Genomic DNA, 25,219 nt, shown 5'->3' with positions numbered 1-25,219 from the left:
AGAAAATGGCCACGAACGTGGCCCTCGTCGCGGCGCGAGCGTGGCGCGAGGTCATGTGTCCGCCGGTTCGGATGGTGTGAGCGGTGCAGGTGCTTCAGGTGCAGCTGGAAGTCCGGCCCGACCCCGCGGAGGTGGGGCGAGCCCGCAGGTGGGCCCGTTCACGCCTCGCCGGGTCCGGGATAGAGGCCGACGAGCCGCTCGCCGAGACGCTGATCCTGCTCGTCTCCGAACTGGTCACCAACGCCGTGGTGCACACCGGCTGTCCGGCCGTCCTGCGCCTTTCCCTGCCCGGTACGGCTGCCGAGACGGCCACGGTCCGGCTCGAAGTCGCCGACACCAGCGACCGGGCGCCCGTGCCCCGTTGCGTCGACGGCGAGGCGACCGGCGGCCGGGGTCTCGCCCTCGTCGACGGGCTCGCAGACCGCTGGGGCTGGAGCCCGGAGGGGGCGGGCAAGCGCATCTGGTGCGAACTCGACCGCTGCGGACAGTCCCGGGCCGCGCAGACCTGCAGGGGCGGTGTCTCGGCGTACGAGGGGCTGGCGTTCGAGGCGGTGTGACCGGCGCGCGGGCGCCGAGCATCCGACAGGGCCGGGGCACGCTCGCAGAATCCGCCCTCGCACCCCGTCCGGTGCGAGGCGGTGCGCCGGGACGTGCTTCCGTGCGCGGCCATGACAAAAAGGGCTTAAGTAATAAATCTCCGTATGGCTGTTGACGCACCGTGTCCGTTTGATCACGCTTGTGGTCAGCGATTCGCCGTGAGGGGACGGCGAGGGCTTCGGTGACGGAGGCCCTCGGCGAGCGTGGGTCGTGATGCGGCGTCGGTCGGCGGCGCGAGGTGCCGTGCTCGGGGCGGGAGCACCGCGTCGTCGGCCGAAGGCCCTCACAGGAGGGCGACCGGGGCCACCGGGGTTCCCGTCGCGCCGGCGAAGGGCTCGGGCATCGCCGAGAGCAGGAACGCGTAGCGGCCGCTTTCTCCACAGGCTGTGGACAACTCTTCGAGATTCCAGTTCTGGCCCTGCAGCATCCCCATCTCCACCAGGTCCAGCGCGTGCACGGGCAGCCACAGATCCTCGATCTCGGGCGGGAAGATCTCGAAGGTGAGGGTGTCGTTGGCGACGGCGGCGACATCGCGGGCGTGGAACCACTCCGGCGTACGGACCGAGAGGCCCGGTGAAGGGTAGCCGTACGCCTCCTTGTCGCCGGCGAGAAGGACCTGCACCTGTCCGGTCCGTACGAGCACGATGTCACCGGCACGCACGCGCGTGCCGCCGAACTCCTCGGCGGCCTCCAGGTCCTCGGGGGTGACCGCGTGCCCGCCCTCTAGCCGGTCCACGCCACGCGCGCGTGCCACGTCGAGCAGCACCCCGCGCGAGACGATGTGCCGCGCCTTGTCGATACCGCTGAACTCGGCGCCGCCGTGCGCGGTGACGGAGTCCGCGGGGCGGCCGTTGTAGAGCCTGCCCGAGTGCGAGACGTGCGGCAGCGCGTCCCAGTGGGTGGCCGCCTGCAGTCCCATGGTCACGGCGTCGTCGCTGCAGGCGACGGTGCCCGGGCCGAACAGCTCCTGGTTGATCTGCACCATCGTGTGCAGCGGATTGACCCGTCCCGGGATCATCCCGGTCTGCACGCCGTCCTGCTTCAGCGGCAGCGCGAGCGGGACGCGCCGGCCCGTGCGGACGGTCGCGGCCGCCTCGCGCACGACCTTGTCGGTGATCAGGTTGAGGGTGCCGATCTCGTCGTCGGCGCCCCAACGGCCCCAGTTGTTCACACGCTTGGCGATCTCGTGGAACGCGTCCGGCAACGACATCGGTCCTCCCCGGGGGCTTGTCTCCAGGTATCTGACGGGTCATAAAATCTAACGGTCCGTCAGAAACCGCGGGAAGGGGCCGGGCGTGGGGAACTTCTTGGCAGGCAAGGTCGTCGCCGTGACGGGCGCCGGGCGGGGCATCGGCCGCGCCGTCGCGCTGGCCGCGGCGGCCGAGGGGGCACGGGTCGTCGTCAACGACTACGGCGTCTCCGTCGACGGCGCCTCACCGACCAGCGAGGTCGCCGAGGCCGTGGTCAAGGAGATCGAGGCCGCCGGCGGGGAGGCCGTCGCCGTGGGCGACGACATCTCCACCATGGCGGGGGGAGCGCGTGTGGTGGACGTGGCGGTCTCTTCGTACGGGCGGATCGACGGGGTCGTGTGTGTCGCCGGGATTCTGCGCGAGCGGATGCTCTTCAACATGTCGGAGGAGGAGTGGGACGCGGTCGTCGCCACGCATCTGAAGGGGACGTTCACCGTGTTCCGGGCCGCCTCTGCCGTGATGCGGAAGCAGCGGGCGGGGACGTTGATCGGGTTCACCAGCGGCAACCATCAGGGGTCGGTGTCGCAGGCCAACTACAGCGCCGCGAAGGGCGGGATCATCTCGCTGGTGCGGAGCGCTGCGCTGGGGATGAGCAAGTACGGGGTGACCGCCAACGCGGTGGCGCCCGTCGCCCGTACGCGGATGTCGGCGAATGTTCCGATGGAGCTGGCGGAGATCGGGGAGCCGGAGGATGTGGCCGCCCTGGTCGTGTATCTGCTGTCCGATGCGGCGAAGGGGCAGGGGGTGACCGGGCAGGTGTACACGATCGCCGGGGCGAAGTTGGCGGTGTGGGGGCAGCCTCGTGAACTGCGTTCCGCGTTCGCCGCCGGTAGGTGGACGCCCGAAATGATCGCGGAGTTTCTGCCCGGGTCTGTGGGGGTGGATCCGATGCCCTTGCTTGAGCGGGTGGCGGCCATGGAGAGGGCTGCGGGGAGGGGGGAGCGGCCCAACGCCTGAGGGGGTGGGGGTTGTTGGTGGTTGGCGGGTGCGGGCTGGGTGTGGTTGGTCGCGCAGTTCCCCGCGCCCCTGAGGGTGTTGCAGTTGACCAGTTACCAGAGGAGTCCCGGTGGATTTCGCGTTTTCGGCTGAGGACGAGGTGTTTCGGAGGGAGGTACGGGAGTGGCTCGGGGGGCATCTCTCGGGCGCTGGGGATCGGCGGGGGTGGGAGAAGACGTTGGGGCAGGGGGGATGGATCGGGCTCGGGTGGGGGGAGGCCGGGTATGGGAATCGGACTGTTTCGCTGACTCAGCAGGTTGTCTGGGCGGAGGAGTATGCGCGGTCCGGGGCGCCTCCGCGGTCCGGGCATATCGGGGAGAATCTGCTGGCTCCGACGTTGATCGCGCATGGGTCGCAGGAGCAGAAGGCGCGGTTTCTGCCGCCGATCGCCGCCGGTGAGGAGCTGTGGTGCCAGGGGTACAGCGAGCCCGGGGCGGGGTCCGATCTGGCCGGGGTGCGGACGAAGGCCGAGCTGGGCGGGGACGGGTCGTACCGGATCAGTGGCCAGAAGATCTGGACCTCGCTGGCTCATGAGGCCGACTGGTGTTTCGTGTTGGCCAGGACCGAGCCCGGTTCAACCCGGCATCGCGGGCTGAGCTTCCTGCTCGTGCCGATGGACCAGCCGGGGCGCATCGAGGTGCGGCCGATCCGGCAGCTGACCGGCACCGGCGACTTCAACGAGGTGTTCTTCGACGGCGCGCGCGCCGAGCATGTCGTGGGCGGTGCGGGCAACGGGTGGACCGTCGCGATGAGTCTGCTGGGCTTTGAGCGCGGAGTATCCACGCTTGCCCAGCAGATCGGCTTCGCGGCCGAGCTGGGGCGGGTCGTGCAAGCGGCGGTGAAGTCGGGGACCGTCGCCGATCCCGTCGTACGCGAGCGGCTGGTGCGGCAGTGGGCCGAGCTGCGGGCCATGCGGTGGAACGCCCTGCGCACGCTGGGGCGTTCGGGCGACGCGGGCGCGCCCAGCGTGGCCAAGCTGCTGTGGGGCGGCTGGCATCAGCGGCTGGGAGAGCTGGCGATGCAGGTGCGGGGCGCGGGGGCCGGTGTGGGGCCGCAGGACTGGTCGCCCTCCGCGCCGTACGAACTCGACGCGTTCCAGCACCTGTTCCTCTTCTCCCGGGCCGACACCATCTACGGCGGCTCGGACCAGGTGCAGCGCACGATCGTCGCCGAGCGGGTGCTCGGTCTGCCCAGGGAGCCCAAGGGAGTTGTCTGATGCGCGCAGTGCTGTTCGACGGCAAGCGGGTCGAGGTCGTGGACGACCTGGACGTACGGGATCCGGGGCCGGGGGAGGTGCGGGTCGCGATCTCGGCGGCCGGGCTGTGCCACAGCGATCTGTCCGTGGTGGACGGGACGATCCCCTTCCCCGCTCCCGTGGTGCTCGGGCATGAGGGCGCGGGCGTGGTGGAGGCCGTGGGCGCCGGGGTCACCCATGTCGCGCCCGGGGACCATGTCGCGCTGTCCACGCTCGCCAACTGCGGTACGTGCGCGCAGTGCGACCGGGGGCGGCCGACGATGTGCCGGCAGGCCATCGGGCGACCGGGACGGCCGTTCTCGCGGGACGGGCGGCCGGTGTACCAGTTCGCCTCCAACTCGGCGTTCGCGGAGCGGACGGTGGTGAAGGCGGTGCAGGCGGTCCGCATCCCCGAGGACATTCCGCTGCCCTCCGCCGCCCTGATCGGGTGCGGGGTGCTGACCGGGGTGGGCGCCGTGCTCAACCGGGCCAAGGTCGACCGCGGCGACTCCGTGCTCGTCATCGGCACCGGTGGCGTCGGGCTCAACGTCATCCAGGGCGCACGGATCGCGGGTGCGCTGCACATCGTCGCCGTCGACGCGAACCCGGCGAAGGAGGACGTGGCCCGGCAGTTCGGCGCGACCCACTTCCTGACCTCGACCGAGGGCGTCAAGGAGATCCTGCCGACCGGGGCCGACCACGCCTTCGAGTGCGTGGGGCGCGTGGAGCTGATCCGGCAGGCGATCGACCTGCTCGACCGGCACGGTCAGGCCGTGCTGCTGGGGGTTCCGCCGGCGAGTGCCGAGGCGTCCTTCCTCGTCTCCTCCATGTATCTGGACAAGTCGATCCTCGGCTGCCGCTACGGGTCCTCGCGCCCGCAGCGGGACATCGCGCTGTACGCCGAGATGTACCGGGCGGGGCGGCTGCTGCTGGACGAACTGGTCACGGAGACCTACCCGGTCGAGGACTTCGAGAAGGCGAGGGCCGACGCGGAGGCGGGGCGGGTGGCGCGGGGGGTGCTCACGTTCTGACGCCGACCGAGGTACCGAGGTGGTGCGGATGGTGCTCACGCTCGGGCGCCGGTGCCGATGATGCTCACGTGTTGACGCGGGCGCCGGTGCGGGTCCGGGAGCTGCCGGTGCGGAAGGTGCGGCGGTAGGCGGTCGGGGTCACGCCGAGTGCCGACTGCAGGTGCTGCCGCATCGACTGCGCCGTACCGAACCCGGCCTGCTGCGCCACCTGGTCCACGGACAGGTCGCTGGACTCCAGCAGATGCCGCGCCCGTTCCACCCGCTGCTGGGTCAGCCACTGGCCGGGGCTGACGCCGACCTCCTCGCGGAAACGACGCGTGAAGGTGCGTACGGACATGGACTCCTGGGCGGCCATGTCGCGCAGCTGGATCGGTTCGTGCAGGCGGCCCAGGGCCCAGGCGCGGGCGCCGGTCGTGGTGGCCGTCTGGGGTTCGGGCACCGGGCGTTCGATGTATTGCCGCTGTCCGCCGTCGCGGTGCGGCGGTACGACCGTGCGGCGGGCGACCTCGTTGGCGACCGCCGTGCCGTGGTCGCGGCGCACCATGTGCAGGCACAGGTCGATGCCGGCCGCGACGCCCGCCGAGGTCAGGACGTCGCCGTCGTCGATGAACAGCACGTCCGGGTCGACGTCGACCTTCGGGAAGAGCCGCTGCAGCTGGTCGGTCTCCGCCCAGTGCGTGGTCGCGCGCCGGCCGTCGAGATAGCCCGCGGCGGCGAGCACGAAGACGCCGGTGCAGATCGAGGTGAGCCGGGTGCCGGGGCGGATGTGGGCGAGGGCGGCGGCGAGTTCGTCGGTGAGGACGCCCTCCTCGAAGACCGGGCCGAGTTCGTACGACGCCGGGACCACGACGGTGTCGGCGGTGGCCAGCAGCTCCGGGCCGTGCTCGACGGTGATCGAGAAGTCGGCGTCGGTGCGCACCGGGCCCGGCGGGCGGACCGAGCAGGTCATGACCTCGTAGAGCCGGCGCCCCTGGGCGTCCTTGGGGCGCCCGAAGATGCGGTGCGGGATGCCCAGCTCGAAGGGGAGCAGGCCGTCCATGGCGAGGACGACGACGCGGTGCGGGCGGAACGCGGGGTCGGCCGGCGTCTGCGGGACGGCGGGCTCATCTGACTGACCTCTCATGGCCCGATCCTAACGAATGCTGTCCTTCGGGCCAGTGGATGCACAGGAATCCGGCCGGGATGCTCGATGTCGTGACCCAGACAACCGAACCCGCAGCGGTCGACGCGGCGCCCGAGGCCCGTCGATCCGCTCGAGTCCACCGCGCCTGGTTCGTCGCCGCCGTCACCTTCGTGACGATCATCGGCGCGGCCGCCTTCCGCTCGCTGCCCGGACTGCTCATCGACCCGCTCCACGAGGACTTCGGCTGGTCGCGCGGCACGATCGGCGCCGCGGTCTCCATCAACCTCGCGCTGTACGGGCTGACCGCGCCGTTCGCTGCGGCGCTCATGGACCGCTTCGGCATCCGCAAGGTCGTGGCCGTGGCGCTGACCGTGATCGCACTCGGCTCCGGGCTGACCGTGTGGATGACGGCGGCCTGGCAGCTGCTGCTGTGCTGGGGGCTGCTGGTCGGCCTCGGCACCGGCTCCATGGCGCTGGCGTTCGCCGCGACGGTCACCAACCGCTGGTTCACCGAGCGCCGGGGCCTGGTGACGGGCATCCTCACCGCCGCGTCCGCCTCCGGCCAGTTGATCTTCCTGCCGGTGCTGTCCTGGATCGTGGAGAAGCACGACTGGAGGCCGGCGGCCGTCACGGTGGCCCTCGCCGCCCTCGCGGTCGTCCCCTTCGTCTGGCTGCTGCTGCGCGACCACCCGGCGGACGTGGGCGTGAAGCCGTACGGCTCCAAGGAGTTCGTGGAGAAGCCGCCGCCCGCGCGCGGCGCCGCCCGCCGAGCCGTCACCGTGCTCTCCACGGCCTCCCGCACCGGCACCTTCTGGCTGCTGGCCGGCACCTTCGCGATCTGCGGCGCCTCAACCAACGGCCTGATCCAGACCCACTTCGTACCCGCCGCCCACGACCACGGCATGCCGATCCAGGCGGCGGCCTCACTGCTCGCGGTCATCGGCGTCTTCGACGTGGTCGGCACGATCGCCTCCGGCTGGTTCACGGACCGCTTCGAACCCCGCCGCCTGCTGGCGGTCTACTACGCCCTACGCGGCATCAGCCTGCTCTTCCTCCCGATGCTCCTGGCACCGTCGGTCCACCCCCCGATGCTCTTCTTCATCGTCTTCTACGGCCTCGACTGGGTCGCCACCGTCCCGCCCACCGTCGCCCTGTGCCGCGAACAGTTCGGCGACGACAGCGCCATCGTCTTCGGCTGGGTCCTCGCCTCCCACCAGGTCGGCGCCGCCCTCGTAGCCTTCCTCGGCGGCGTCGCCCGCGACACCTTCGGCTCCTACGACATGGTCTGGTACGCCTCGGGGGCGCTGTGCGCGGCGGCGGCGCTTATGGCGTTGGTGATCCGGAGGAGGCCGGTTGCCGCGGTGGCGGCGGCAGCGTGAGCCGTGCGGCTCGGTCGGCGCGGGGCTCGAATTCGCATGGGTAGGCGGTGAGTTGGGGCCTGTCCTCGTACGTTGAGGACCGACTCCTCTTGCCGGAAGGATCACCGCATGTCGTTGGCTGAGTCCTGGGACAGGTACGCGGCCGGGAACAAGCCGCGCCGGGCCGTGAACGCCAAGGGTGATACGACCTGGCTGAACTGGACCCAGTACGCCGATCACGGGCCGAACGAGAGCGTTCTGGGCCCTGTGGCCGGGCGTCGGGTGCTGAAACTCGGCTCGGGGAGCGGTGACAACCTCGCGCACCTCGTGACGCTTGGCGCGACGGGTCTGGGGGTGGACCTGGCTCCCACTCGGGAGAAGGTCGCGCGGGAGCGATGGGGCAATCTGCCGGGCCTGGAGTTCCGTACGGCGGAGGCGACGGCGTTCCTTCGGGGGACGGACGAGACATTCGATGTCGTGCTGTCGATCTTCGGCGCCGTGTGGTTCGTCGACCCGGACACCCTGCTCCCGCTGATCCGCTCACGCCTGACACGGGGCGGCATCCTGGCCTTCTCGCATCTGCCCCCGGGCGGTGAAGGACCCAAGCCCGCCGGAGCCGGACTGCGGCACGACCGCACCCCGCACGAGTGGGAGCGCATCCTGACAAGGCACGGCTTCTCCGACGTACGGGCCTCTCTGATCGACCCGCCAGAGGGCCGGGCCGTGGGCACGATGCTTGTCCGGGCCCTGGTTGCCTGAGGCTGCGGGCGCCCGGGACGGGCGTGCCCCGGGCACCCACGGCATCGTCGTACGACCTGAGGGTGCGATACCTCTACGTCGTCATGCCCGGCCTGCCGCCATCATGCCGATGCAGTCGTCGAGTGCCGCATGCAACGGCGGTACGAGGGCGGCGAGTTCGGCGTCCGAGGCATTGTCGGCCTGGAGCACGGCGCCGACGATTGCGGCCAGGGCCGCGGCGCTCTGCAGGGCGTGCGCGTCGGCCAATGCCTCGAGAACGCCTCCGGGGCACGTGACCGCGAACGCCTCCTTCCCGGTGGCCGGATCGACGCCGAGGCTGCGAGGACGCGGCGCGGTCATACGGCGACCTCCCAGGGGGAGTGGTCCGGGCGCAGGGGCGTGAGCGCGGCCAACCGGCGCGCCTCCCGCTCCCGTTCGTCCCGCTCGCGTTCCCATACAACGACGTACGGCCGGACCAGGGGTTGGCCGTCGGCGGAGATGACGTGGAGCGGGCGCGGCCCCGGTCGGGGCGCGGGGGCGGGCGGACGGTGGGCGAGGGATGGCGGCGCGTCAGTGCGGTGCGCCCCGCGGGGAGGTAGAAAAGGCTCAGAATCGCGGCCAGTAGGCTGCGCATAGGTCGACTCCTGGTTAGTCGGCTGAGCCCCGGCACGGAAGCTCTCACCCTTCCCGCCGGGGCGTTTTCATGACCCCTGCATAGTATCGCCTTGTATCGACTTGTAGCGAGACGTATCTGGTAGAGCGCACATCAGTCCAGTTGCTTAGCGTCGACTCCATGAATCCTGACGCTGAGATCGACCACGGAGCGCCGCTTACTCCGTACCGGCAACTCGCAGAAATTCTGCGTGCGCAGATTCGGCGCGGCGACTGGCAGCCGGGGCGGATGGTGCCGAGCGAAGCACAGCTCGTGCAGCGGTACGGGATTGCGCGGACGACCGTGCGGCGGGCGCTCGGGCTGCTGGCCGATGAAGGCTGGGTGTATGCCGTACCTCAGCGGGGGTGGTTCGTCTCCGACCCCCTGCCGCCGTCACCCGACGCCCCCGCGCCCTCCGCCTAAACCGCCCTTCGGCGCCCGGGAGTTCGCGCCGAAACCGCGACCCGCGCAGGGTGAGGCCCAGATTGCGGCGGAGATCATCCAGCGCATCAGAAACGGTACGTATCCGCCGGTAGCCGCGTGCCGTCCACTCCGGAGATCGCCGGACGCGGGGTGAAGTCGAGCTGGGGACCTTCGTGGTCGACCCTTTGTCGCCCTCCTCCGGCCCCGCGCCCTCGGCCTGATCTCTCGTAGCCGCGGCCCGAACTCACGTGGGCCCTCGTGTCACCTTCGCCAGAAGAGGTGGTGGGTCACGCCGCTCGGGCTGGGGACGACTTCCAGGTGGAAGCGGTCGAGTAGGTCGTCGGGGGACTCCCACAGGCGTAGTCCGGAGCCGAGCTTCACCGGGGACACCGCCACATGCAGGGTGTCCACGAGGTCGGCGTCGAGGAACTGGCGGATGGTGGTGACTCCGCCGCCGAGGCGGACGTCCTTGCCCTGGGCCGCGTCCCGTGCCCGTTCGAGGATGGTGGCCGGGGTGCCGTCTACGAAGTGGAACGTGGTGTCGGAGAGCGTGAACGACGGGCGCGGGTGGTGGGTCATGACGAACACCGGGGTGTGGAACGGGGGCTCCTCGCCCCACCAGCCGCGCCACTCGTTGTCCTGCCAGGGCCCGCGCTGGGGTCCGAACTTGTTGCGGCCCATGATCTCGGCACCGATGTTGCGCGCGTAGTCCCGCGTGAAGTAGTCGTCGAGACCCCGGCTCCCTCCAGGATCCGTGCGCATCGGCCAGCTCGCCGTGGCTCCGGCCCAGGCGAACAGCTTCTCGGGGTGGTCGTGGCCGAACGGCCGCTCGAGACTCTGGTGCTCACCGGCACCGATCCCATCACTCGAGACGTTGAAGTTCATGACTCTCAACAGTTGTTGCATCCGGGGGTCCTCGCCCGTCCTCGTCAGTCCTGTCACGTCATCGTGCGGCAAGGCGCCGCACATCATGACGTCGAACGGGAGGTGGCCGGATCGACAGGGGTCCGCGACGTATTCAGGGCGTGCCGGGCGCGATCCATGCCCGCACGTCCGAAATGTCTTAGGACTGTACTCCTTAGAAGTACAGTCCTAACCCTTCCCCTTCTACGTAAAGCGCCCCTTGTGGAACAGCAGCGGAGCTGCGTCCCCGTCGGTCGTGCCCAGTGCGTTTACGCGGCCCACCACGATCAGGTGGTCGCCGCCTGTGTGTACGGCGTGGATCGTGCAGTCGATCCAGGCGAGGGTGCCCGTCAGGCGGGGGGAGCCGGAGGCTGGGGACGTGTCGTACTCGACCCCCGTGAACTTGTCCGTGCCGCTCCTCGCGAAGGTGCGGCACAGGGCGCTCTGGTCGGCGGCGAGGACGTTGACGCAGAAGGCGCCTGCGCGGGCGATGCGGGGCCAGGTGGTCGACGTGCGGCCGACCATGAAGGCGATCAGGGGTGGGTCGAGGGAGAGGGAGGAGAAGGACTGGCAGGCGAAGCCGGCCGGGGTGTCCTCGTCGGGAGCGGCCGGGGCGGTGATGACGGTGACGCCCGTGGCGAAGCTTCCCAGTACGCGTCGGAACTCGGCCTGGTCGACCGGCGCCCGTTCGTCCTCGCCGACGCACCGCAGCTCCGGGCGCGGCAGCGCCTCCACGGGGCTCGGAGTCCCGGTCGACCTGAGGTAGCGGACGGCGGCTGCTGCCGCTCCTGCGTGTCCCATCACAACCCTCATTGAAGCTGACGGTGCGTCAGATGGGAAGAGGGAAGAGTCAACAGCCCCTTCAACGGCCCTTGTACTCCGGGGTCGTGCGTCGGACGAAGCTGCGTACACCCTCCTGCGCGTCCTCCGTCGTCATATTGATCTCCTGCGCTGCCGCCTCCGTGGCGAAGGCCGTGGCGCGGTCGGTGTCCAGCGAGGCGTTGACCAGTTGCTTGGTCATCGCGAGCGCGCGGGTGGGGCCCGCGGCCAGTCGCGCAGCCCACTCGCGGGCCGTCTTGTCCAACTCCCCGTCCGGTACGACCCGGTTGACCAGGCCGAGGCGTTCGGCGTCGGCGGCCGGGAGCGCGTCGCCGAAGAACATCAGCTCCTTGGCCTTCTGGGGGCCGACCAGACGGGGGAGGAGGTAGGCCCCGCCGCCGTCCGGTACCAGACCACGCCGTACGAACACCTCGATGAAGCGCGCCGATTCAGCGGCCAGTACGAGGTCGCAGGCGAGCGCCAGATGTGCGCCCAGGCCTGCCGCCGTGCCGTTCACCGCCGCGATCACTGGCTTCTCGCAGTCGAGGACCGCCGCGATCAGGCGTTGCGCGCCGAGGCGCAGGGTGCGGGCCACATCGCCCGCGATCCGCTCGCCGCCTCCACCTGAAGCGCCCCCGCGCAGATCCGCCCCCGCGCAGAAACCCCGACCGGTCCCCGTCAGCACCACAGCCCGTACGTCCGGGTCCCCCGAGGCCTCGTCGAGCAGCGCGATGACGCGGTCGCGCTGCCCCGGAGTGAGGGCGTTGAGGGCTTCCGGCCTGTTGAGCGTGATGTACGAGACGCCGCCGACAGTCTCGTGCAGCACCCAGTCGACGCGGTCCTCCCCCATCAGCGGCACACCGCCAACGCATCCAGCGCCACGGCCCCCTGCCCCTGGGGCAGCACCATCAGCGGGTTGATGTCGAGCTCCGCGAGATCGTCCCCGAGTTCCACCGCCATCCGCTGCACCCGCAGCACGACCTCGACGAGCGCGTCGAGGTCGGCCGGTGGCCGCCCCCGCACCCCGTCCAGCAGGGCCCGCCCGCGCAGGTCGTGGAGCATGTCGCGGGCCTGGTCCTCGCCGAAGGGCGGCACGCGTACGGCGACGTCGTGCAGCACCTCGACCAGCACCCCGCCGAGCCCGACGGTGACCGTCGGCCCGAACAACTCGTCGTGCGTCACACCGACGACCATCTCAACGCCCCGCTCGACCATCTGGCAGACGAGGACGCCGTCCAGGGACACCCCTTCGTAGCGGGCGATGTCCGTCAACTCGCGGTAGGCGTCGCGCACCTGGCTCGCGGAGGTGAGGCCGACCTTCACCAGGCCCAGTTCGGTCTTGTGGGCGATCTGCGCACCGGACGCCTTCATCACCACCGGGTAGCCCACCAGGCTCGCCGCGCGTACGGCCGCGGCGGCGCTGGTGACCAGCTGCTCGCGCGGGACGCGGATGCCGTACGCCCGCAGCAGCTGTTTCGCCGCGTGCTCGCTGAGCTGCCGGCCCGGACTCATCAGGGCCTGCGCCTTGCGGAAGGAGGGCGAGGTGGTGCGGGGGGCCTCGTCGAAGGGGGAGTGGTAGTCGCGTACGAAGCGGTGGTGGTCGAGGTAGGCGCGGACGGCGGTGATGCAGTTCGCGACGGTGCGGAAGGTGGCCACGCGGGAGGAGCCCAACAGGACGTCGCGGTACGCCGGTTCGGTGCCCACCGGTGAACCCCACACCACGCAGACGAGCTTGTCCGTGCGCTCGGCCGCCTCCACCAGGTCCTTCACGAGACGGTCGCTCAGCGGCGGGAACGGGCCGGTGATCGGGCAGATCAGGACCCCCACCTCGGGGTCGTCGAGGAGGGCGTCGATGATCTTCCGGCCGCGCTCGTCACCGACCGGGTGCCCGCCGTTGTCGACCGGGTTGGCCACGTTCAGGTACCCGGGGATCCACTGGTGCAGCTCGGCCTGCTTCGCCTCGGACAGCGCGGGCAGCCGCAGCCCCGCCTCCGTCGCGAGGTCGGCGAAGTGCGCGCCCGTGCCGCCCGAGATCGAGTAGACGACGACGCCCTCGGCGCGCGGCGGGCGGGCGCGGGCCAGCAGGGCGGCGGTGTCCTGGAGTTCGTCGAGCCCGTCCACCCGGATCACGCCGAACTGCCGCAGTGCCGCATCCACCACCGTGTCGGCGCCGGTCAGCTTCCCGGTGTGGGAGGCGGCCGTGCGGGCGCCGGTCTCGGTGCGGCCCACCTTGACGGCGACGACCGGCACGCCCCGCCGGGCGGCCCGGTCCGCGGCGAGCAGGAACGACCTGCCGTCCTTGAGCCCTTCGACGTAGCAGGCGATCGCGCCGACCTCGGGCCGCTCGGCGAAGTAGGAGAGGAAGTCGGCGGTCTCCAGGTCGGCCTCGTTGCCGGTGGGCGCCCAGTGGGAGAGGCGGATGCCGAGTTCCTGGAGGGCGAAGACGGGGCGGCCCTGGTGCCCGGACTGGGTGATGAGCGCGATGGCCGGTCCTTCGAGGTCGTCCCGGAAGTGCTCGAAGGCGTTGAGATTGGTGTTGGGGCCGAGCAGCCGCATCCCGGACCGGGCCACGGTGGCCGCCAGTCGCTGCTGAGCGGCGGCTCCCTCGGCTCCGGTCTCGGCGAACCCGGACGCGAAGACGACCGCGAACTTCACCTTGGCCTCGGCGAGTTCCTCCAGCACCGGCAGCGGGTCGGCGAGCAGCAGGACGGCGAGGTCGACCTGTTCGGGCAGGTCGGCGACGGAGGGGGAGCAGGGCAGGCCGAAGACGGACGGGCGGCTGGGGTGGACCGGGTGCAGCCGCGCCCCGACCCGCTCGGCCCAGGCCACCAGCTGCCGGGTGATTCCGGTGTTGGGCCGCCCCTCGGCGTCCGAGGCGCCGATCACGGCGACGGACTCGGGGCGGAAGAAGCGGTCCAGATCGGGTACGCCGGCATAGAGCGGCCGGCCGCCGACGTCGAGGTCGTCGACGTCAGCCGGCCTGCCGTGGACGGCGGGCCCGGGTTGCTCGCCGCACGCGATGACCCGGGCCCGGCGGGAGTCGGTGGTGAGGGTGCCGTGGGTTGATCCAAGCATCGGTCCGCCCGCTCCTGTGTGACAGCACATGTCTGACGCGCCAGTAACTGACGCACTGTCAGATTACTGAACTGACGCCATGTCAGGAACTGGTCGGACGACCTCAAATGCTCGCGGAACAACAGGCCCCCTGTGCGCGCAGCGACAGGCCCTACAGCGCCGCCAGGACCTCCTTGGCCACCCGCTCGCCCGAGCGCACGGCCCCGTCCATGAAGCCGTTCCAGTGCGTGGAGGTCTCGGTGCCCGCCCAGTGGATGCCGCCGACCGGCTCGCGCAGGGCGGCGCCGTACTCCGTCAGGACGCCGGGCGGGGCGTAGGCGACCGGGCCGCCGCGGGAGAAGCCCTCGTTGTCCCAGCGCTGCAGGACGAAGGAGGTGGGGGACTTGGCCTTCTCGCCGAAGTAGGTCGCGTAGTCCTTGAGGACGGCGGCCTTCACCTCGTCCACGCCCGCCGCGTCGTACTCCCGCATCTCGTCGGCCTCGATGAAGCCCATCAGGGCGCCGTAGGAGGCATCGGGCGGGGAGTTGTCGAAGGTCGAGCGGACCACGCCGGAGTCGCTGACCACCTGGCCGTTGAGGCCGTCGGCCCGCCAGAAGGGGCTGTCGTAGACGGCGATCGCCTTGCCGATCGAGCCCATCGGCAGCCGCTGGCTCAACTGGTCGCGGGCGGCCGGGAGCAGGGGGTCGTAGGTGATGCGGGCCGCGAGCGGCGGCGGTACGGCGACGACGACCTTCCTCGCCTTCACCGTGATGCCGTCGGCCGTGACGACGTAGCCGCTGCCCGACCGCACGATCGACCGCACCGGCGCGCTCAGCACCACCCGGTCGCCGAGCGCGGCGGCCAGCTTGATCGGCACCTGCTGGGAGCCGCCGACGAACCGGGACTCCTGGGCGCCGTTCGCGGTGTCGGTGAGGCGTTCCAGGGTGCCGACGTTGGACTCGTTGCCCGCGGCCGCGATGTAGAAGAGGACGAAGAGCAGGGAGAGTTCGCGGGGCTGGGCCGAGAAGATCGACGTACAGGCCACGTCCAGCAGGAACTTGGCCGAGGGCACGATCGCGTTGGCGTTCAGCCAGCTCTCGAAGGTCTGCTTGTCCCACTCGGCGGCCTTCGCCGCGGTCCAGGGCGCGTCCAGCGGGATCTGCTTGGCCATGTCGTCGAGGGAGGCCTGCACGATCGCCGCGTTGGCGAGACCGGCCGCGTCGATCGGCGGCACCGAGCCGAGGATGCCGTCGGTGGCGTACGGGGTCTTCTTGCCGTCCTTGTAGAGGAGGTTCTTGCCGGTGTTGTAGGTCGTGAAGGTCGCCACGCCCAGTGAGTCGGCGAGCGCCTTGATGCGGTCCTGGGTGGGGCCGATGAACTCGCCGCCGCCCTCGGTGACGCCGCCGTTGGCGAGCGGCAGGTTGACGACCCGGCCGCCGACCCGGTCGCGGGCCTCGAGGACGGCGACGGTCCTGCCGGCGGCCACCAGGTCGCGGGCCGCCGTCAGTCCGGCGAGCCCGCCGCCGACGATCGCGACGTCCACGGTCCGCGTGCTCGCCGCGGCCGCCGGGCCTGCCGCGGTGCCGGCGAGGGTGACGGCGCCCGCGGTGGCGGCGGCGCCGCCGAGCAGGGAACGCCGGGAGAGACCAAGGGGGTTGTGCTGTCTTTCGCGTGCCACGTGCATCCTCCGTGTGGAGAGAGTGTGGAGCCAGAAAGTGAGCAGTGTTCAGATTCTGGCCCCGAAAGGCGGCACGCTTCAACGCTCCCGTCACATCTGACGCATGGGCAACGGGAGCCGGGCAGCGACGGGTTGAGGGTTTCTACATCATCCGGGCGGCGACGGGTTGAGCGTTTCTACGTCACGCGGGCAGCCGGGACAGGGCGTCCCCGCGGCTCTTCACCACGGCCTTCGCGATCTTCTCGGCGTCGATCGCGATCTCGCGGAGATTGCCGCTGATCGGGTTGGTGTAGCCCTGGAAGTAGAGGCCGGGGGCGTTCTCCGGGGTGTGGGCGCCCCGGACGACCGGTCGGCCGCGGTCGTCCAGTACGCCGAGATGGCCGACGAGACCCTCAAGGCCGCGGACGTATCCGGTGGCGGCGATGACGGCGTCCGGCGAGATACGGCTGCTGTCGGCGAGGATCACCTTGCCGTCCTCGAAGCCGTCGACGGCGGCCACGATCTCGATGCGGCCCGCGCGCACCGCGTCGATGAGGCCGACGTCGAGCACCGGGATGGACCCTTCCTTGACCCTGCTGTACAGACCGGTGTCCGGGCGCGGCAGCCCGTGCGCCGACAGGTCCGGCACGCTGAGCTTCGCCACGGGCCGGGCGAGCCGGTCGACCAGGTGCACCGGCAGCCGCCGCACCAGGATGCTGGTGCGCTGTGCGGGCCATCCCGCGGTGGATCTGCGCACGATGTGCGGCACCGTCCGGACCGCCAGCCGCACCCGCGAGGCGCCGCCCTCCACCAGGTCGACGGCGATCTCCGCCCCGGTGTTGCCGACGCCGACGACCAGCACGTCGCGCCCGGCGTAGGGGCCTGCGTTGCGGTACTGACCGGCGTGCAGGAACTCGCCGCCGTAGGACTCCCGGCCGGGCCAGTCGGGAACGTACGGGGTGTGGTTGTGGCCGGTGGCCACGACGACGGCCGCGCCGGTCAGCTCCCGGCCCCCGGTGGCGTGCAGCAGCCAGCCGGAGCCGTCGGGTGCCTGCTCGACGCGTGAGACCTCGACGCCGGTGACGATCTCCAGCTCGTGGACCTCGGCGTACTTCTCCAGGTACCGCACCACGTCGTCCCGGGACACCCAGCGCCCGAAACGGCGCGGCATCGGCAGGCCGGGGAGGGCGGACAGGCGGCGGGTGGTGTGCAGGTGGAGGCGGTCGTAGTGGCCCCGCCAGGCCGAGCCGACCCGGTCGGACTTCTCCAGGACGACGGCACGTATGCCCCGGGCGCGCAGCGCGTGTGCGACGGCGAGCCCGCCGGGGCCGCCGCCGATGACGTGGACGGGGCGACCCGAGGGTCTTGCGGACGGTGTGGAGTCGGCCATGTGCGCGAGCGTAATCACGCACCAGGTTGATGGGTCTCGGTCAAGCCCGGAATTGGTTTCGGATTGATCACGTGTGTAGGAGGAGTGGGTGGGGCTTGTGACGTAGGCCACTTGGTTGTGGGGGTTCGAGGGTGGGGGTCTTCGCGCTGTGCGGTCGCGGGTGGCGTGCAGGGTTCCGGGATCGGCGTATCTGACGTACCGTCAGATTCATGGACTCGATCTGGCTCAGTGGCGCCGAGTGGCTGGCCGTGCTGCGCATCGGCCTCGGGTTGTGGTGGCTGGAGAGCTGGCGGCACAAGGACCGCAAGGCCTGGTTCGAGCGCGGGACCGGGATCCGGTGGGCGGCGTCGATCGCCGCGAAGCACCGCTGGAACGCCGTACGGTCCGGCTTCGAGGTGATGGTGGCGCCCCGGCCGCGCACCATGGCGTACGTCGTGGTGTACGCGGAGCTGGCGATCGGGCTGGGGCTCGTCGCCGGGTTCCTGACGCCGGTCGCCCTGGTGGGCGGGCTGCTGCTGAACGTCCTCTACTTCACGCTCATGATCCACGAGGTGGCCGAGCAGGGGCAGAACTCGATGATGGCGCTGATGTCGCTGGTCGGGCTGTTCGGCATGTCCTGGCAGAGCTGGTCGCTCGACGGCGCCCTGGGGCTCTTCGGATGAGCGGCCCCCGTTTCGACGTACCGGAGGCGGACGCCTTCACGCGGACGTACTGGGACGCGGCGGCCGGGGGCCGGCTGCTGATCCGCCGGTGCGGGGCGTGCGGGCGGGCCCATCACTACCCGCGGGAGTTCTGCCCGTACTGCTGGAGCGAGGACGTCGAGTGGGAACCGGCGAGCGGCCGGGCCGTGCTCTACACCTGGTCCGTGGTCCACCGCAACGACCTGCCGCCCTTCGGGGGGCGGACGCCGTACGTCGCCGCCGTGGTCGACCTCGCGGAGGGGCCGCGCATGATGACGGAGGTCGTTGAGGCACAGGAGAGCGGGCTGCGGGCGGGGATGGAGCTGGAGGTCGCGTTCCGGGAGGGGACGCCGGTGTTCCGCCCCCGCGAGTGACGCGGGCGCACGTACGGGCTTGAATGGGGCGATGGCCTCCACCGACGAACAGCACCTCGCCGCCCCCGTTCCCGAACTGCACGGCGACGGCATCCGGCTGCGCATGTGGGACGCGGACTCGGACGCCGATGTCGCGGACTGGCTGCGCGGGATCACGGACCCGGAGTTCCAGCGCTGGAACACCCCGCTCAAACCGGTCACCGACCTCGACAGCGCCCGGGAGTCCCTGCGCACGAAGGCGCGGGAGACCGTGGAGGGGACCTCGGTCACGTACTGCGTCGTCGACGCCACGAGCGGGGCGGTGCTGGGCAGCATCGGCCTCCAGGCCATCGAGCCCGTGCTGAGCGTCGGCCGCGTCGGCTACTGGGTGCTGCCCGAGGCCCGCGGCCGCCGCGTCGCCGTACGCGCCCTGAACCTGGCCTCCCGCTGGGCCCACACCCAACTGCGCCTGCACCGCCTGGAACTCGGCCACGCCCTCGGCCACGACGCCTCCTGCCGCGTCGCCGAGCTGTGCGGCTACCGCTACGAAGGCACCCTGCGGGGCGCGATGTTCGCGTCGGGCCGCCACGACGACTTCCGCGACGTCCACCTGCACGGACGGCTGGCCACGGATCCGGAGCCGTCGTAGGAGGGGCGGGAGTGGCCTGTTCCTGTTCCTACGGCCACAGTAGCTCGCGCGCCCAACCCCCGTCCGTACGGCGGTAGTTCAGCCGTACGTGGCGTCGGTCCGCGTCGCCCTGGAAGAACTCCACGGTGTGCGGGCGCAGGTGGTACAGGGTCCAGGAGGGGGCCGGGGCGTCCGGGTTCTGCCGGGCGCGGTCCCAGGCCGCCCGGGACTCCCGGGCCAACTCCTCCAGCGAGCCGAGGATTTCGCTCTGGCGGCCGGTCAGGGCGGCGGCCAGGGCGCCGGTGGAGCGGGCGTGCAGGTCGCGCCGGGACTCCTCGGACGGGGCGGCGGTGACCGGGCCGCGGACGCGGACCTGGCGGCCCAGGACCGGCCAGTAGAAGGCGAGGGCGGCATGCGGACGGACCGCCAGCTGCTCGCCCTTGCGGCTGGTCGCATGGGTCGCGAACGACCAGCCGTCCGCGTCCGCGCCGTGCAGCATCACGATCCGCACGTCCGGCAGGCCCGCCTCGTCGGCGGTCGCCAGCGACATGGTGTGCGGCTCGGGCTGGCCGGCCGCCACCGCCTCCGCGAACCAGGTGGTGAACAGGCCGAGGGGTTCGGCGGGGGCGGTCGCCGGGTCGAACGGCGGCAGCGCCGTCACCTCCGGGTCCCACACCCGCAGTGACCTCAGCAGCCCGTGCAGATCCTGTCCCATACCCCGATTGTCACGTGTGCCGCGGCTCAGACCGAGCCGAGGTCGGACGACAGCCACCGCTCGGGCCGCATCCGGACCACGACCTGCTCGCCACGCCGAAGGTGCGTTCGCAGTACGTTGATCTCCGGATCGCCGGGATACGTCGAGGAGAGGCGGGGGGTAACTGGTGCGGCGCCGACGGTGTTTCACGCGCCTGGCTCTCACCGGAGCCCTGCTGCTCGGTGCTCTCACCGCGTGCACCGGCGACGAGAAAGCGTTCTCCCTCTCCGCACCCGAGATCTTCTATGTTCCGACGAACGGCGGCAAGAAGGTCTTCCCGCTGCGTGTCGACGGCCCCGGCTCCTACGCCCCGGGCGCCCGGCGGCTGACCGTGGACGTCGAGGCCGGCTCGGAGGGCGCCGTGCGGCTGCGCGACGACAGCACGAACTGCCGGGGCAGTGCCACCCACGTCGTCTGCGAGGGTCCGGCCGCGCGCCTCCTCGGCCTCACCACGGACGCGTTCGCCCCGCTCCCGGCGAAGGGCAGCAAGCCCGGCGACACCGGGTACCTGCGCCTGACGTACGTCATGACGGACGGCGAGAAACTCACCGCGCGCACCCGGGTGGTCGTCGGCGAGCCGGTCCTCGAACTGCTGACTCCCGCCCCGGACAAGGGAGTTCGCCCCGGCGCCGAGGTGACGTACCCGGTGGTCGTCCGCAACACCGGCGACGTGACCGTGCGGGGGCTGGCGCTCGTCGTCAACGCCGGCGATCTCGCGTTCGTGCAGCGCCACGCCAACTGCCGGTACCCGGACCTGCAGCACGGCAGCCAGGCGGTGTGCAGCTTCCCTGGCGTGCGGATCGCGCCCGGAAAGAGCGTCGCCGTCCGGCCCGCCCTGCGCCTGCGCGCCTCCCGGACGACGATGTACGGCTCCTTCGGCCGCATGGTCTGGCCGCTGAAGGCAGGACCGGGACCGAACCAGACCGTCTCCGAGGGGGGCGAGCACGGGGACGGGCCCGCCCTGCGGGCCGAGGCCGTGAAGACGCCCCACGGCAGGTTCACCAAGGCGGGCGACTTCGTCGACGTCCGGCTCGCCACCGGCGCCGACTACGCGGTCTCCGGCGCCGACCTGCACGGCGACCCCGGCGACACCCGCAAGGTCGGCCTCACCGTCCGCAACAACGGCCCCGGCAACCCCGGCTACACCACCCGGCTCGTCTTCAGCCCGCCCCCCGGCACCGACGTCCTCAAAGAGCCCATGACGGAGATCGACGACGGCGTGTACGAGCCCTACTGCGACAACGACGGATACACGTACACCTGCGACGTCCAGGGCCTGGACCCGGGCAAGGCGCACACCTTCGAGTTCACCCTGCGGCTCGGCGAACCCTCCACCGGCAGCGTGCGCCTGGAGGACCAGACGTCCGGCCCCACCGCCTCGCCCGCTCCGGGCGGCGCATCCGGGCGGCACGATCCCGACGCGAGCAACGACAAGGCGTCGGTCGTCGTCACCGGGTGACGTCAGGACGGCGCCTCACCGCCCCAGCACCACCGTCCCCGAGGAGCAGAACCAGCCGCCCGTGCCGGACGCCACACCCAGCCTCGGCAACTGCCCGTCCGCGTCCCGCACTTGACGCGCCCCGGCCTCTCCCCGCAGCTGCCGTACCGCCTCCACCAGCAGGAACAGCCCCCGCATCCCGGGGTGCTGGGCGGACAGTCCGCCCCCGTCCGTGTTCACCGGCAGCTCGCCGCCCTCGACCCTGAGCCGCCCCTTCTCCACGAACGCCCCGCCCTCGCCCTTCGCGCAGAACCCCAGGTCCTCCAGCGTCACCAGCGTCATATAGGTGAAGGCGTCGTAGATCTGCGCGAAGTCCATCTCGCCGGGGCGCACGCCCGCCCGCTCGAACGCCAGCCGTCCGCTCACCGCCGCCGGGGACACCGTGAAGTCCTCCCACTGCGACATCGCGGCGTGCGAGACGTGCTCCCCGGTGCCGAGCACCCAGACGGGGGCGGTACGGCAGTCCCGTACGACCTCCTCGGCCGCGAGCAGCACCGCCGCCCCGCCGTCGGAACGGATGCAGCAGTGCAGCTTGGTGAAGGGGTCCGCGATCATCGGCCCCGACAGCACGTCGTCGACCGTGACCGGGTCGCGGAACATCGCGTCCGGGTTGAGGGCGGCGTTCGCCCGCGCCTGCACCGCGACCTCCGCCAACTGCTCGATCGTCGTGCCGTGTTCGATCATGTGGCGGCGGGCCGCCATGGCGTACTTGGCGATCAGCGTGTGGCCGTACGGCACCTCGAACTGGAGCGGGCCGCGGGCGCCGAAGGAGAGGTCGCCGGTGCGCCGGCCCGCCTTGATGTCGGCGCGGGCGGTGGAGCCGTAGACCAGCAGCACGGCGTTCGCGTGGCCCGCCGCTATCGCGTCCGCCGCGTGGGCCGCCATGACCTCCCAGGTGGAGCCGCCGACGGAGGTGGAGTCGACCCAGGTGGGGCGCAGGCCCAGATACTCGGCCACCTCGACCGGCGCCAGCGTGCCGAGCCCGGCGGAGGCGAAGCCGTCCACGACCTCGCGGCCGAGCCCCGCGTCCGCCAGCGCACGGCGGGCGGCCTGCGCGTGCAGGGTGTACGGCGTCGCGTCGTCCACCCGTCCGCAGTCCGACAGGGCCGCGCCGACCACGGCGACTTTCCGGCTCCCGCGACTCATGAGCGGCCTCCTGCCCCTGTGCATATCGCTCCGGCCCTCCTAATATGACGGACCGTCAGATCCGTAGGGAAGAGGGGGAGGGCCGCCATGGACGCCGGCTTCACCGCGGAGCAGGAGGAGATCCGCCGCACCCTGCGCGAACTGCTCCACAAACGCTGCGGGCCCCAGGAGTTGCGCGCCGCCCTCGACACCCCCGCCGGACACGACCCGGCGCTGTGGACCGCCCTCGCCGACCGGCTCGGCCTGCCCGGGCTCGCGGTGCCGGAGGAGTACGGCGGTGTCGGCTGCTCGGTGACCGAACTCGCCCTCGCGGCCGAGGAGACGGGCCGCGCGCTCGCGCCCTCCCCCTTCCTCGCCACCGCCGTCCTGGCCGCCCCCCTGATCCTCGCGCTCGGCACAAAGGCCCAGCGGGCCTCGCTCCTGCCTCGCATCGCCACCGGCGCCCTCACGGCCACGCTCGCGGCCCCCGGCACCGCGCTCGCCACCGCCCTCGCCCTGACCGGCGACAACGGCGGGGAGTGGGCGGGCGGCGGACGCGCCGGGGGCGTGCAGGCGCGGCGCGCGGGGGAGGGGTGGCGGCTGTACGGGCAGGCCGAGCAGGTGCTCGACGGGCACAGCGCCGGCCTCCTGCTGGTCGCCGCGCACACCGGGGGCTTCGCCCGCTCGCGGACCCTGCTCTTCCTCGTGCCGGGCGACGCGGACGGGGTCGTACGGACGCGGCAGACCGCGCTGGACGCCACCCGGTCCCAGGCGCGGGTCCAACTGCGCGATGTGGAGGCCGAGTTGCTGGGCGAGGACGGCGCCGACGTGCTCGGCGCGCTCGCCCGGGCCGGGGACACGGCCGCCGCCGTCCTCGCCTGCGAGGCCGTCGGAGCGGCCGACCGGGCGCTGGAGCGGACCGTGGGGTACGTGCGGCAGCGCGAGCAGTTCGGCCGCCCGATCGGCTCCTTCCAGGCGGTCAAGCACCGGCTGGCCGACGTGTACGTCCAACTGCAGGCGGCCCGGTCGGCCGCCTACTACGCAGCCTGGTCCACGGCCCACGACGAGCACGTGGGCCCCCTCGCCCTCGCCCAGTCGCTGGAGGCCCTGCGCACGGCCGCGGCCGAGGCCGTCCAACTGCACGGCGGCATCGGCTTCACCTGGGAACACGAGGCCCACCTGTACTTCAAGCGAGCGGCGGGCGACGACCTGCTCTTCGGGCCGGTGCACCGGTTGCGGGCGCATGCCGCGGATGGGGCGGGGCTGTTCGAGGGGCGGGAGGTGGCCGTGTGATCGGGGTGCGGGTGGTGCAGAAGGTTTCCTCGACGCGGGGTTTCGCGAAGGTCGCACCGCATGTCGTTCCGGGGCTCGACCGGGCCGTCCACCGGCTCACCCGCGGCAGGGTGCTGCTCAGCGCCCAGATGCTGCCGGGGGTCGTGCTCACCTCGACGGGGGCCAGGAGCGGGCTGCCGCGGCGTACGCCCCTCGCGTGCATGCCCGAGGACGGCGGCGACAGCTGGATCCTCGTGGGGTCCAACTTCGGGCGTACGGATCACCCGGCCTGGACCCACAACCTCCTCGCCCACCCCGACGCCGTCATCAGCCGGAAGGGCACGGACATCCCCGTACGGGCCCTCCTGCTGGAGGGCGAGGAACGGGCGGCCGTCTGGCAGCGGCTGCTCGTCTTCTGGCCGCCGTACGCCACCTACCAGGAGCGGGTGGAGCGGCAGCTGCGCGTCTTCCGGCTCACCCGGCGGCCGTCATAGCGCGTGCTGCGCCAGCAGGAACGCGCCGATGCCCAGCATCGCCGCCCCCGAGGTGCGGCTGACCGCACGGGCCGCGGTCGGGCGGGCGGCCAGCAGGGCGCGGGCCGTGACGCCGACGGTCAGATAGACGGCGGCGCAGCACGCCATGTGCAGCAGACCGAGTACGGCCGTCTGGGCGGCGACGGGCGGGTGCGTGCCCCGGGTGACCAGGAACTGGGGGAGCACCGAGAGGTAGAGCAGCAGGCCCTTGGGGTTGAGGCCGCTGATCGCGGCGCCGCGCAGGAAGAGGCCGCCGGAGCGCTGCGACGCGTCCGCCTCGGGGGCCATCGGGCGGCGCAGCACGCCCCAGCCCAGCCACACCAGATACCCGGCCCCCGCGACCGTCAGCGCCGTGAGCAGCCCGGACGAACTCGCCACCAGCACGGCGAGCCCCGCCACCGCCAGCGCGGTGTGCAGCGCGTACCCGGCGACCAGCCCACCCACCGCCCGCGACACGGAGCGCCCACGCACCCCGGCCGCGATCACATACGCCCAGTCGGCACCCGGCACGCACACCAGGAGCAGGTCGAGAGCGAGGAAGGAGAGCAGGGTTGCGGAGTTCATATGGGGGACATTAGGCGCGAACAGCCCGAAGGTGTTCCCGAAGTTTGCCCATGATCGCGTGATCGGTGGAAAAATCTGCCTCATGGACGACGTGGACAGGGAAATCCTTGCCGAGCTGCAGCAGGACGGGCGGCTGACCGTGACCGAGCTGGCCGCGCGGGTGCGGCTGAGTGTCTCTCCGTGCCACCGGCGGCTGCGGGAGCTGGAGCGCTCGGGCGCCATCAGCGGATACCGCGCCGTCGTCGACCCGACGGCCGTCGGGCTGAACTTCGAGGCCCTGGTCTTCGTCTCCATGCGGCAGGAGGACCGGGAGACGGTCGCCGAGTTCGAGCGGGCGCTCGGGCAGGTGGACGAGGTGCTGGAGGCGCAGCGGCTGTTCGGGGAGCCGGACTATCTGCTGCGGGTCGTCGCCGCCGACCTCGCCGCCTACCAGCGGCTCTACGACGAGCGGCTGGCCACGCTGCCGGGGGTGCAGCGGCTCACCTCCACCCTGGTGATGAAGCACGTGGTGAAGGACCGGCCGCTGCCGGCCCGGCGCAGCACGCGCTGATCCCCCAGCACGTGGTGCTCCATGCGACAGGCGGTGA

The 25,219-nt window shown here is 71.8% G+C and carries 26 protein-coding genes; 14 read left to right on the top strand and 12 right to left on the bottom strand.

Annotated elements, in window-relative coordinates; genetic code table 11:
• The first annotated feature begins 98 nt into the window (after window positions 1-98).
• Window positions 99-557: an ATP-binding protein gene (locus tag MQN93_RS16165; RefSeq protein ID WP_242710007.1), complete on the top strand. Its 459-nt coding sequence runs from the start codon at window positions 99-101 to the stop codon at window positions 555-557.
• 323 nt (window positions 558-880) lie between these two features.
• Here the strand turns inward: MQN93_RS16165 and MQN93_RS16160 are convergent, their stop codons facing one another.
• Window positions 881-1,807 (bottom strand): cyclase family protein, encoded by a 927-nt coding sequence (locus MQN93_RS16160; RefSeq protein ID WP_242710006.1) that lies wholly within the window; start codon window positions 1,805-1,807, stop codon window positions 881-883.
• An 85-nt stretch (window positions 1,808-1,892) separates the two neighbouring features.
• Between MQN93_RS16160 and MQN93_RS16155 the strand changes: the two genes are divergently transcribed.
• The 3 genes from MQN93_RS16155 to MQN93_RS16145 all read left to right on the top strand — a co-directional run bounded on the left by MQN93_RS16155 (window position 1,893) and on the right by MQN93_RS16145 (window position 5,108).
• The gene (locus tag MQN93_RS16155) at window positions 1,893-2,804 is read left to right on the top strand and encodes an SDR family NAD(P)-dependent oxidoreductase (protein ID WP_016436600.1); all 912 of its coding nucleotides are present in this window, start codon (window positions 1,893-1,895) and stop codon (window positions 2,802-2,804) included.
• A 109-nt stretch (window positions 2,805-2,913) separates the two neighbouring features.
• Window positions 2,914-4,059, top strand: coding sequence for an acyl-CoA dehydrogenase family protein (locus MQN93_RS16150; RefSeq protein ID WP_242710005.1), 1,146 nt, complete (start codon window positions 2,914-2,916; stop codon window positions 4,057-4,059).
• A complete protein-coding gene (locus MQN93_RS16145; RefSeq protein ID WP_016436598.1) occupies window positions 4,059-5,108 on the top strand; it encodes a Zn-dependent alcohol dehydrogenase in 1,050 nt (349 codons plus the stop codon). Before MQN93_RS16150 ends, MQN93_RS16145 begins: the two co-directional genes overlap by 1 nt.
• 64 nt (window positions 5,109-5,172) lie before the next feature.
• Here the strand turns inward: MQN93_RS16145 and MQN93_RS16140 are convergent, their stop codons facing one another.
• Entirely contained in the window at window positions 5,173-6,231 is a 1,059-nt protein-coding gene (locus MQN93_RS16140) for a GlxA family transcriptional regulator (RefSeq protein ID WP_016436597.1), read from the bottom strand.
• 71 nt (window positions 6,232-6,302) lie between these two features.
• Between MQN93_RS16140 and MQN93_RS16135 the strand changes: the two genes are divergently transcribed.
• Both MQN93_RS16135 and MQN93_RS16130 read left to right on the top strand, forming a co-directional pair.
• Window positions 6,303-7,610 carry an MFS transporter gene (locus tag MQN93_RS16135; RefSeq protein ID WP_037783276.1) on the top strand — a complete coding sequence of 436 codons (1,308 nt, stop codon included), beginning with the start codon at window positions 6,303-6,305 and terminating at the stop codon, window positions 7,608-7,610.
• 108 nt (window positions 7,611-7,718) lie between these two features.
• Entirely contained in the window at window positions 7,719-8,348 is a 630-nt protein-coding gene (locus MQN93_RS16130; protein ID WP_242710004.1) for a class I SAM-dependent methyltransferase, read from the top strand.
• 81 nt (window positions 8,349-8,429) lie between these two features.
• Here the strand turns inward: MQN93_RS16130 and MQN93_RS16125 are convergent, their stop codons facing one another.
• Window positions 8,430-8,687, bottom strand: coding sequence for a hypothetical protein (locus MQN93_RS16125; RefSeq protein ID WP_016436594.1), 258 nt, complete (start codon window positions 8,685-8,687; stop codon window positions 8,430-8,432).
• Between the two features lie 433 nt (window positions 8,688-9,120).
• Here MQN93_RS16125 and MQN93_RS16120 point away from each other — a divergent pair, with 433 nt between their 5' ends.
• Window positions 9,121-9,402, top strand: a complete 282-nt coding sequence (locus MQN93_RS16120) for a GntR family transcriptional regulator (RefSeq protein ID WP_016436592.1) — start codon at window positions 9,121-9,123, stop codon at window positions 9,400-9,402.
• Window positions 9,403-9,663: 261 nt separating this feature from the next.
• On the opposite strand, the gene MQN93_RS16115 is transcribed toward MQN93_RS16120, so the two are convergent.
• The 6 genes from MQN93_RS16115 to MQN93_RS16090 form a co-directional block, all read right to left on the bottom strand.
• Entirely contained in the window at window positions 9,664-10,308 is a 645-nt protein-coding gene (locus MQN93_RS16115) for a dihydrofolate reductase family protein (protein WP_242710003.1), read from the bottom strand.
• 201 nt (window positions 10,309-10,509) lie between these two features.
• Complete coding sequence (locus MQN93_RS16110) at window positions 10,510-11,106, bottom strand: flavin reductase family protein (RefSeq protein WP_242710002.1); 597 nt, start codon at window positions 11,104-11,106, stop codon at window positions 10,510-10,512.
• A 61-nt stretch (window positions 11,107-11,167) separates the two neighbouring features.
• Window positions 11,168-11,974, bottom strand: a complete 807-nt coding sequence (locus MQN93_RS16105) for an enoyl-CoA hydratase/isomerase family protein (protein WP_242710001.1) — start codon at window positions 11,972-11,974, stop codon at window positions 11,168-11,170.
• Complete coding sequence (locus tag MQN93_RS16100) at window positions 11,974-14,199, bottom strand: acetate--CoA ligase family protein (RefSeq protein WP_242710000.1); 2,226 nt, start codon at window positions 14,197-14,199, stop codon at window positions 11,974-11,976. The genes MQN93_RS16105 and MQN93_RS16100 overlap by 1 nt, the downstream gene beginning before the upstream one ends.
• A 151-nt stretch (window positions 14,200-14,350) precedes the next feature.
• On the bottom strand, window positions 14,351-15,862 hold the full coding sequence (locus MQN93_RS16095; RefSeq protein ID WP_242709999.1) for a flavin monoamine oxidase family protein: 1,512 nt from the start codon (window positions 15,860-15,862) through the stop codon (window positions 14,351-14,353).
• Window positions 15,863-16,037: 175 nt separating this feature from the next.
• On the bottom strand, window positions 16,038-17,225 hold the full coding sequence (locus MQN93_RS16090) for a flavin-containing monooxygenase (protein ID WP_242709998.1): 1,188 nt from the start codon (window positions 17,223-17,225) through the stop codon (window positions 16,038-16,040).
• Window positions 17,226-17,434: 209 nt separating this feature from the next.
• On the opposite strand from MQN93_RS16090, the gene MQN93_RS16085 reads away from it, so the two are divergent.
• The 3 genes from MQN93_RS16085 to MQN93_RS16075 are packed head-to-tail and all read left to right on the top strand — an operon-like array spanning window position 17,435 to window position 18,907.
• Entirely contained in the window at window positions 17,435-17,887 is a 453-nt protein-coding gene (locus MQN93_RS16085) for a hypothetical protein (protein ID WP_016436584.1), read from the top strand.
• Complete coding sequence (locus MQN93_RS16080; RefSeq protein ID WP_242709997.1) at window positions 17,884-18,279, top strand: Zn-ribbon domain-containing OB-fold protein; 396 nt, start codon at window positions 17,884-17,886, stop codon at window positions 18,277-18,279. Before MQN93_RS16085 ends, MQN93_RS16080 begins: the two co-directional genes overlap by 4 nt.
• 31 nt (window positions 18,280-18,310) lie before the next feature.
• Complete coding sequence (locus MQN93_RS16075) at window positions 18,311-18,907, top strand: GNAT family N-acetyltransferase (protein WP_242709996.1); 597 nt, start codon at window positions 18,311-18,313, stop codon at window positions 18,905-18,907.
• Window positions 18,908-18,935: 28 nt separating this feature from the next.
• On the opposite strand, the gene MQN93_RS16070 is transcribed toward MQN93_RS16075, so the two are convergent.
• Entirely contained in the window at window positions 18,936-19,601 is a 666-nt protein-coding gene (locus tag MQN93_RS16070; protein ID WP_242709995.1) for a pyridoxine/pyridoxamine 5'-phosphate oxidase, read from the bottom strand.
• 166 nt (window positions 19,602-19,767) lie between these two features.
• Between MQN93_RS16070 and MQN93_RS16065 the strand changes: the two genes are divergently transcribed.
• Window positions 19,768-21,099, top strand: a complete 1,332-nt coding sequence (locus tag MQN93_RS16065; RefSeq protein WP_242709994.1) for a COG1361 family protein — start codon at window positions 19,768-19,770, stop codon at window positions 21,097-21,099.
• Between the two features lie 15 nt (window positions 21,100-21,114).
• Here the strand turns inward: MQN93_RS16065 and MQN93_RS16060 are convergent, their stop codons facing one another.
• Window positions 21,115-22,284 (bottom strand): thiolase C-terminal domain-containing protein, encoded by a 1,170-nt coding sequence (locus MQN93_RS16060; RefSeq protein ID WP_242709993.1) that lies wholly within the window; start codon window positions 22,282-22,284, stop codon window positions 21,115-21,117.
• Window positions 22,285-22,371: 87 nt separating this feature from the next.
• Here MQN93_RS16060 and MQN93_RS16055 point away from each other — a divergent pair, with 87 nt between their 5' ends.
• The gene (locus tag MQN93_RS16055) at window positions 22,372-23,556 is read left to right on the top strand and encodes an acyl-CoA dehydrogenase family protein (RefSeq protein ID WP_242709992.1); all 1,185 of its coding nucleotides are present in this window, start codon (window positions 22,372-22,374) and stop codon (window positions 23,554-23,556) included.
• On the top strand, window positions 23,553-24,029 hold the full coding sequence (locus MQN93_RS16050; RefSeq protein ID WP_242709991.1) for a nitroreductase family deazaflavin-dependent oxidoreductase: 477 nt from the start codon (window positions 23,553-23,555) through the stop codon (window positions 24,027-24,029). The genes MQN93_RS16055 and MQN93_RS16050 overlap by 4 nt, the downstream gene beginning before the upstream one ends.
• Here MQN93_RS16050 and MQN93_RS16045 read toward each other — a convergent pair.
• Window positions 24,024-24,632: a LysE family translocator gene (locus tag MQN93_RS16045; protein ID WP_242709990.1), complete on the bottom strand. Its 609-nt coding sequence runs from the start codon at window positions 24,630-24,632 to the stop codon at window positions 24,024-24,026. The genes MQN93_RS16050 and MQN93_RS16045 overlap by 6 nt on opposite strands.
• Window positions 24,633-24,714: 82 nt before the next feature.
• Between MQN93_RS16045 and MQN93_RS16040 the strand changes: the two genes are divergently transcribed.
• Complete coding sequence (locus tag MQN93_RS16040) at window positions 24,715-25,182, top strand: Lrp/AsnC family transcriptional regulator (RefSeq protein ID WP_016436575.1); 468 nt, start codon at window positions 24,715-24,717, stop codon at window positions 25,180-25,182.
• The last annotated feature ends 37 nt before the right edge of the window (window positions 25,183-25,219 follow it).

Source organism: Streptomyces spinosisporus (genome assembly GCF_022698145.1).
GTDB classification, from domain to species: Bacteria; Actinomycetota; Actinomycetes; order Streptomycetales; family Streptomycetaceae; genus Streptomyces; species Streptomyces spinosisporus.
This window is presented reverse-complemented; position numbering and strand designations above follow the sequence as displayed.

Bases quoted from the DNA above. Each gene is read 5' to 3' on its own strand.
- MQN93_RS16160 (WP_242710006.1), bottom strand. From the start codon at position 1,807: ATGTCGTTGCCGGACGCGTTCCACGAGATCGCCAAGCGTGTGAACAAC.
- MQN93_RS16145 (WP_016436598.1), top strand. From the start codon at position 4,059: ATGCGCGCAGTGCTGTTCGACGGCAAGCGGGTCGAGGTCGTGGACGAC.
- MQN93_RS16140 (WP_016436597.1), bottom strand. From the start codon at position 6,231: ATGAGAGGTCAGTCAGATGAGCCCGCCGTCCCGCAGACGCCGGCCGAC.
- MQN93_RS16130 (WP_242710004.1), top strand. From the start codon at position 7,719: ATGTCGTTGGCTGAGTCCTGGGACAGGTACGCGGCCGGGAACAAGCCG.
- MQN93_RS16125 (WP_016436594.1), bottom strand. From the start codon at position 8,687: ATGACCGCGCCGCGTCCTCGCAGCCTCGGCGTCGATCCGGCCACCGGG.
- MQN93_RS16120 (WP_016436592.1), top strand. From the start codon at position 9,121: ATGAATCCTGACGCTGAGATCGACCACGGAGCGCCGCTTACTCCGTAC.
- MQN93_RS16115 (WP_242710003.1), bottom strand. From the start codon at position 10,308: ATGCAACAACTGTTGAGAGTCATGAACTTCAACGTCTCGAGTGATGGG.
- MQN93_RS16110 (WP_242710002.1), bottom strand. From the start codon at position 11,106: ATGGGACACGCAGGAGCGGCAGCAGCCGCCGTCCGCTACCTCAGGTCG.
- MQN93_RS16105 (WP_242710001.1), bottom strand. From the start codon at position 11,974: ATGGGGGAGGACCGCGTCGACTGGGTGCTGCACGAGACTGTCGGCGGC.
- MQN93_RS16100 (WP_242710000.1), bottom strand. From the start codon at position 14,199: ATGCTTGGATCAACCCACGGCACCCTCACCACCGACTCCCGCCGGGCC.
- MQN93_RS16095 (WP_242709999.1), bottom strand. From the start codon at position 15,862: ATGCACGTGGCACGCGAAAGACAGCACAACCCCCTTGGTCTCTCCCGG.
- MQN93_RS16090 (WP_242709998.1), bottom strand. From the start codon at position 17,225: ATGGCCGACTCCACACCGTCCGCAAGACCCTCGGGTCGCCCCGTCCAC.
- MQN93_RS16085 (WP_016436584.1), top strand. From the start codon at position 17,435: ATGGACTCGATCTGGCTCAGTGGCGCCGAGTGGCTGGCCGTGCTGCGC.
- MQN93_RS16080 (WP_242709997.1), top strand. From the start codon at position 17,884: ATGAGCGGCCCCCGTTTCGACGTACCGGAGGCGGACGCCTTCACGCGG.
- MQN93_RS16075 (WP_242709996.1), top strand. From the start codon at position 18,311: ATGGCCTCCACCGACGAACAGCACCTCGCCGCCCCCGTTCCCGAACTG.
- MQN93_RS16070 (WP_242709995.1), bottom strand. From the start codon at position 19,601: ATGGGACAGGATCTGCACGGGCTGCTGAGGTCACTGCGGGTGTGGGAC.
- MQN93_RS16060 (WP_242709993.1), bottom strand. From the start codon at position 22,284: ATGAGTCGCGGGAGCCGGAAAGTCGCCGTGGTCGGCGCGGCCCTGTCG.
- MQN93_RS16055 (WP_242709992.1), top strand. From the start codon at position 22,372: ATGGACGCCGGCTTCACCGCGGAGCAGGAGGAGATCCGCCGCACCCTG.
- MQN93_RS16045 (WP_242709990.1), bottom strand. From the start codon at position 24,632: ATGAACTCCGCAACCCTGCTCTCCTTCCTCGCTCTCGACCTGCTCCTG.
- MQN93_RS16040 (WP_016436575.1), top strand. From the start codon at position 24,715: ATGGACGACGTGGACAGGGAAATCCTTGCCGAGCTGCAGCAGGACGGG.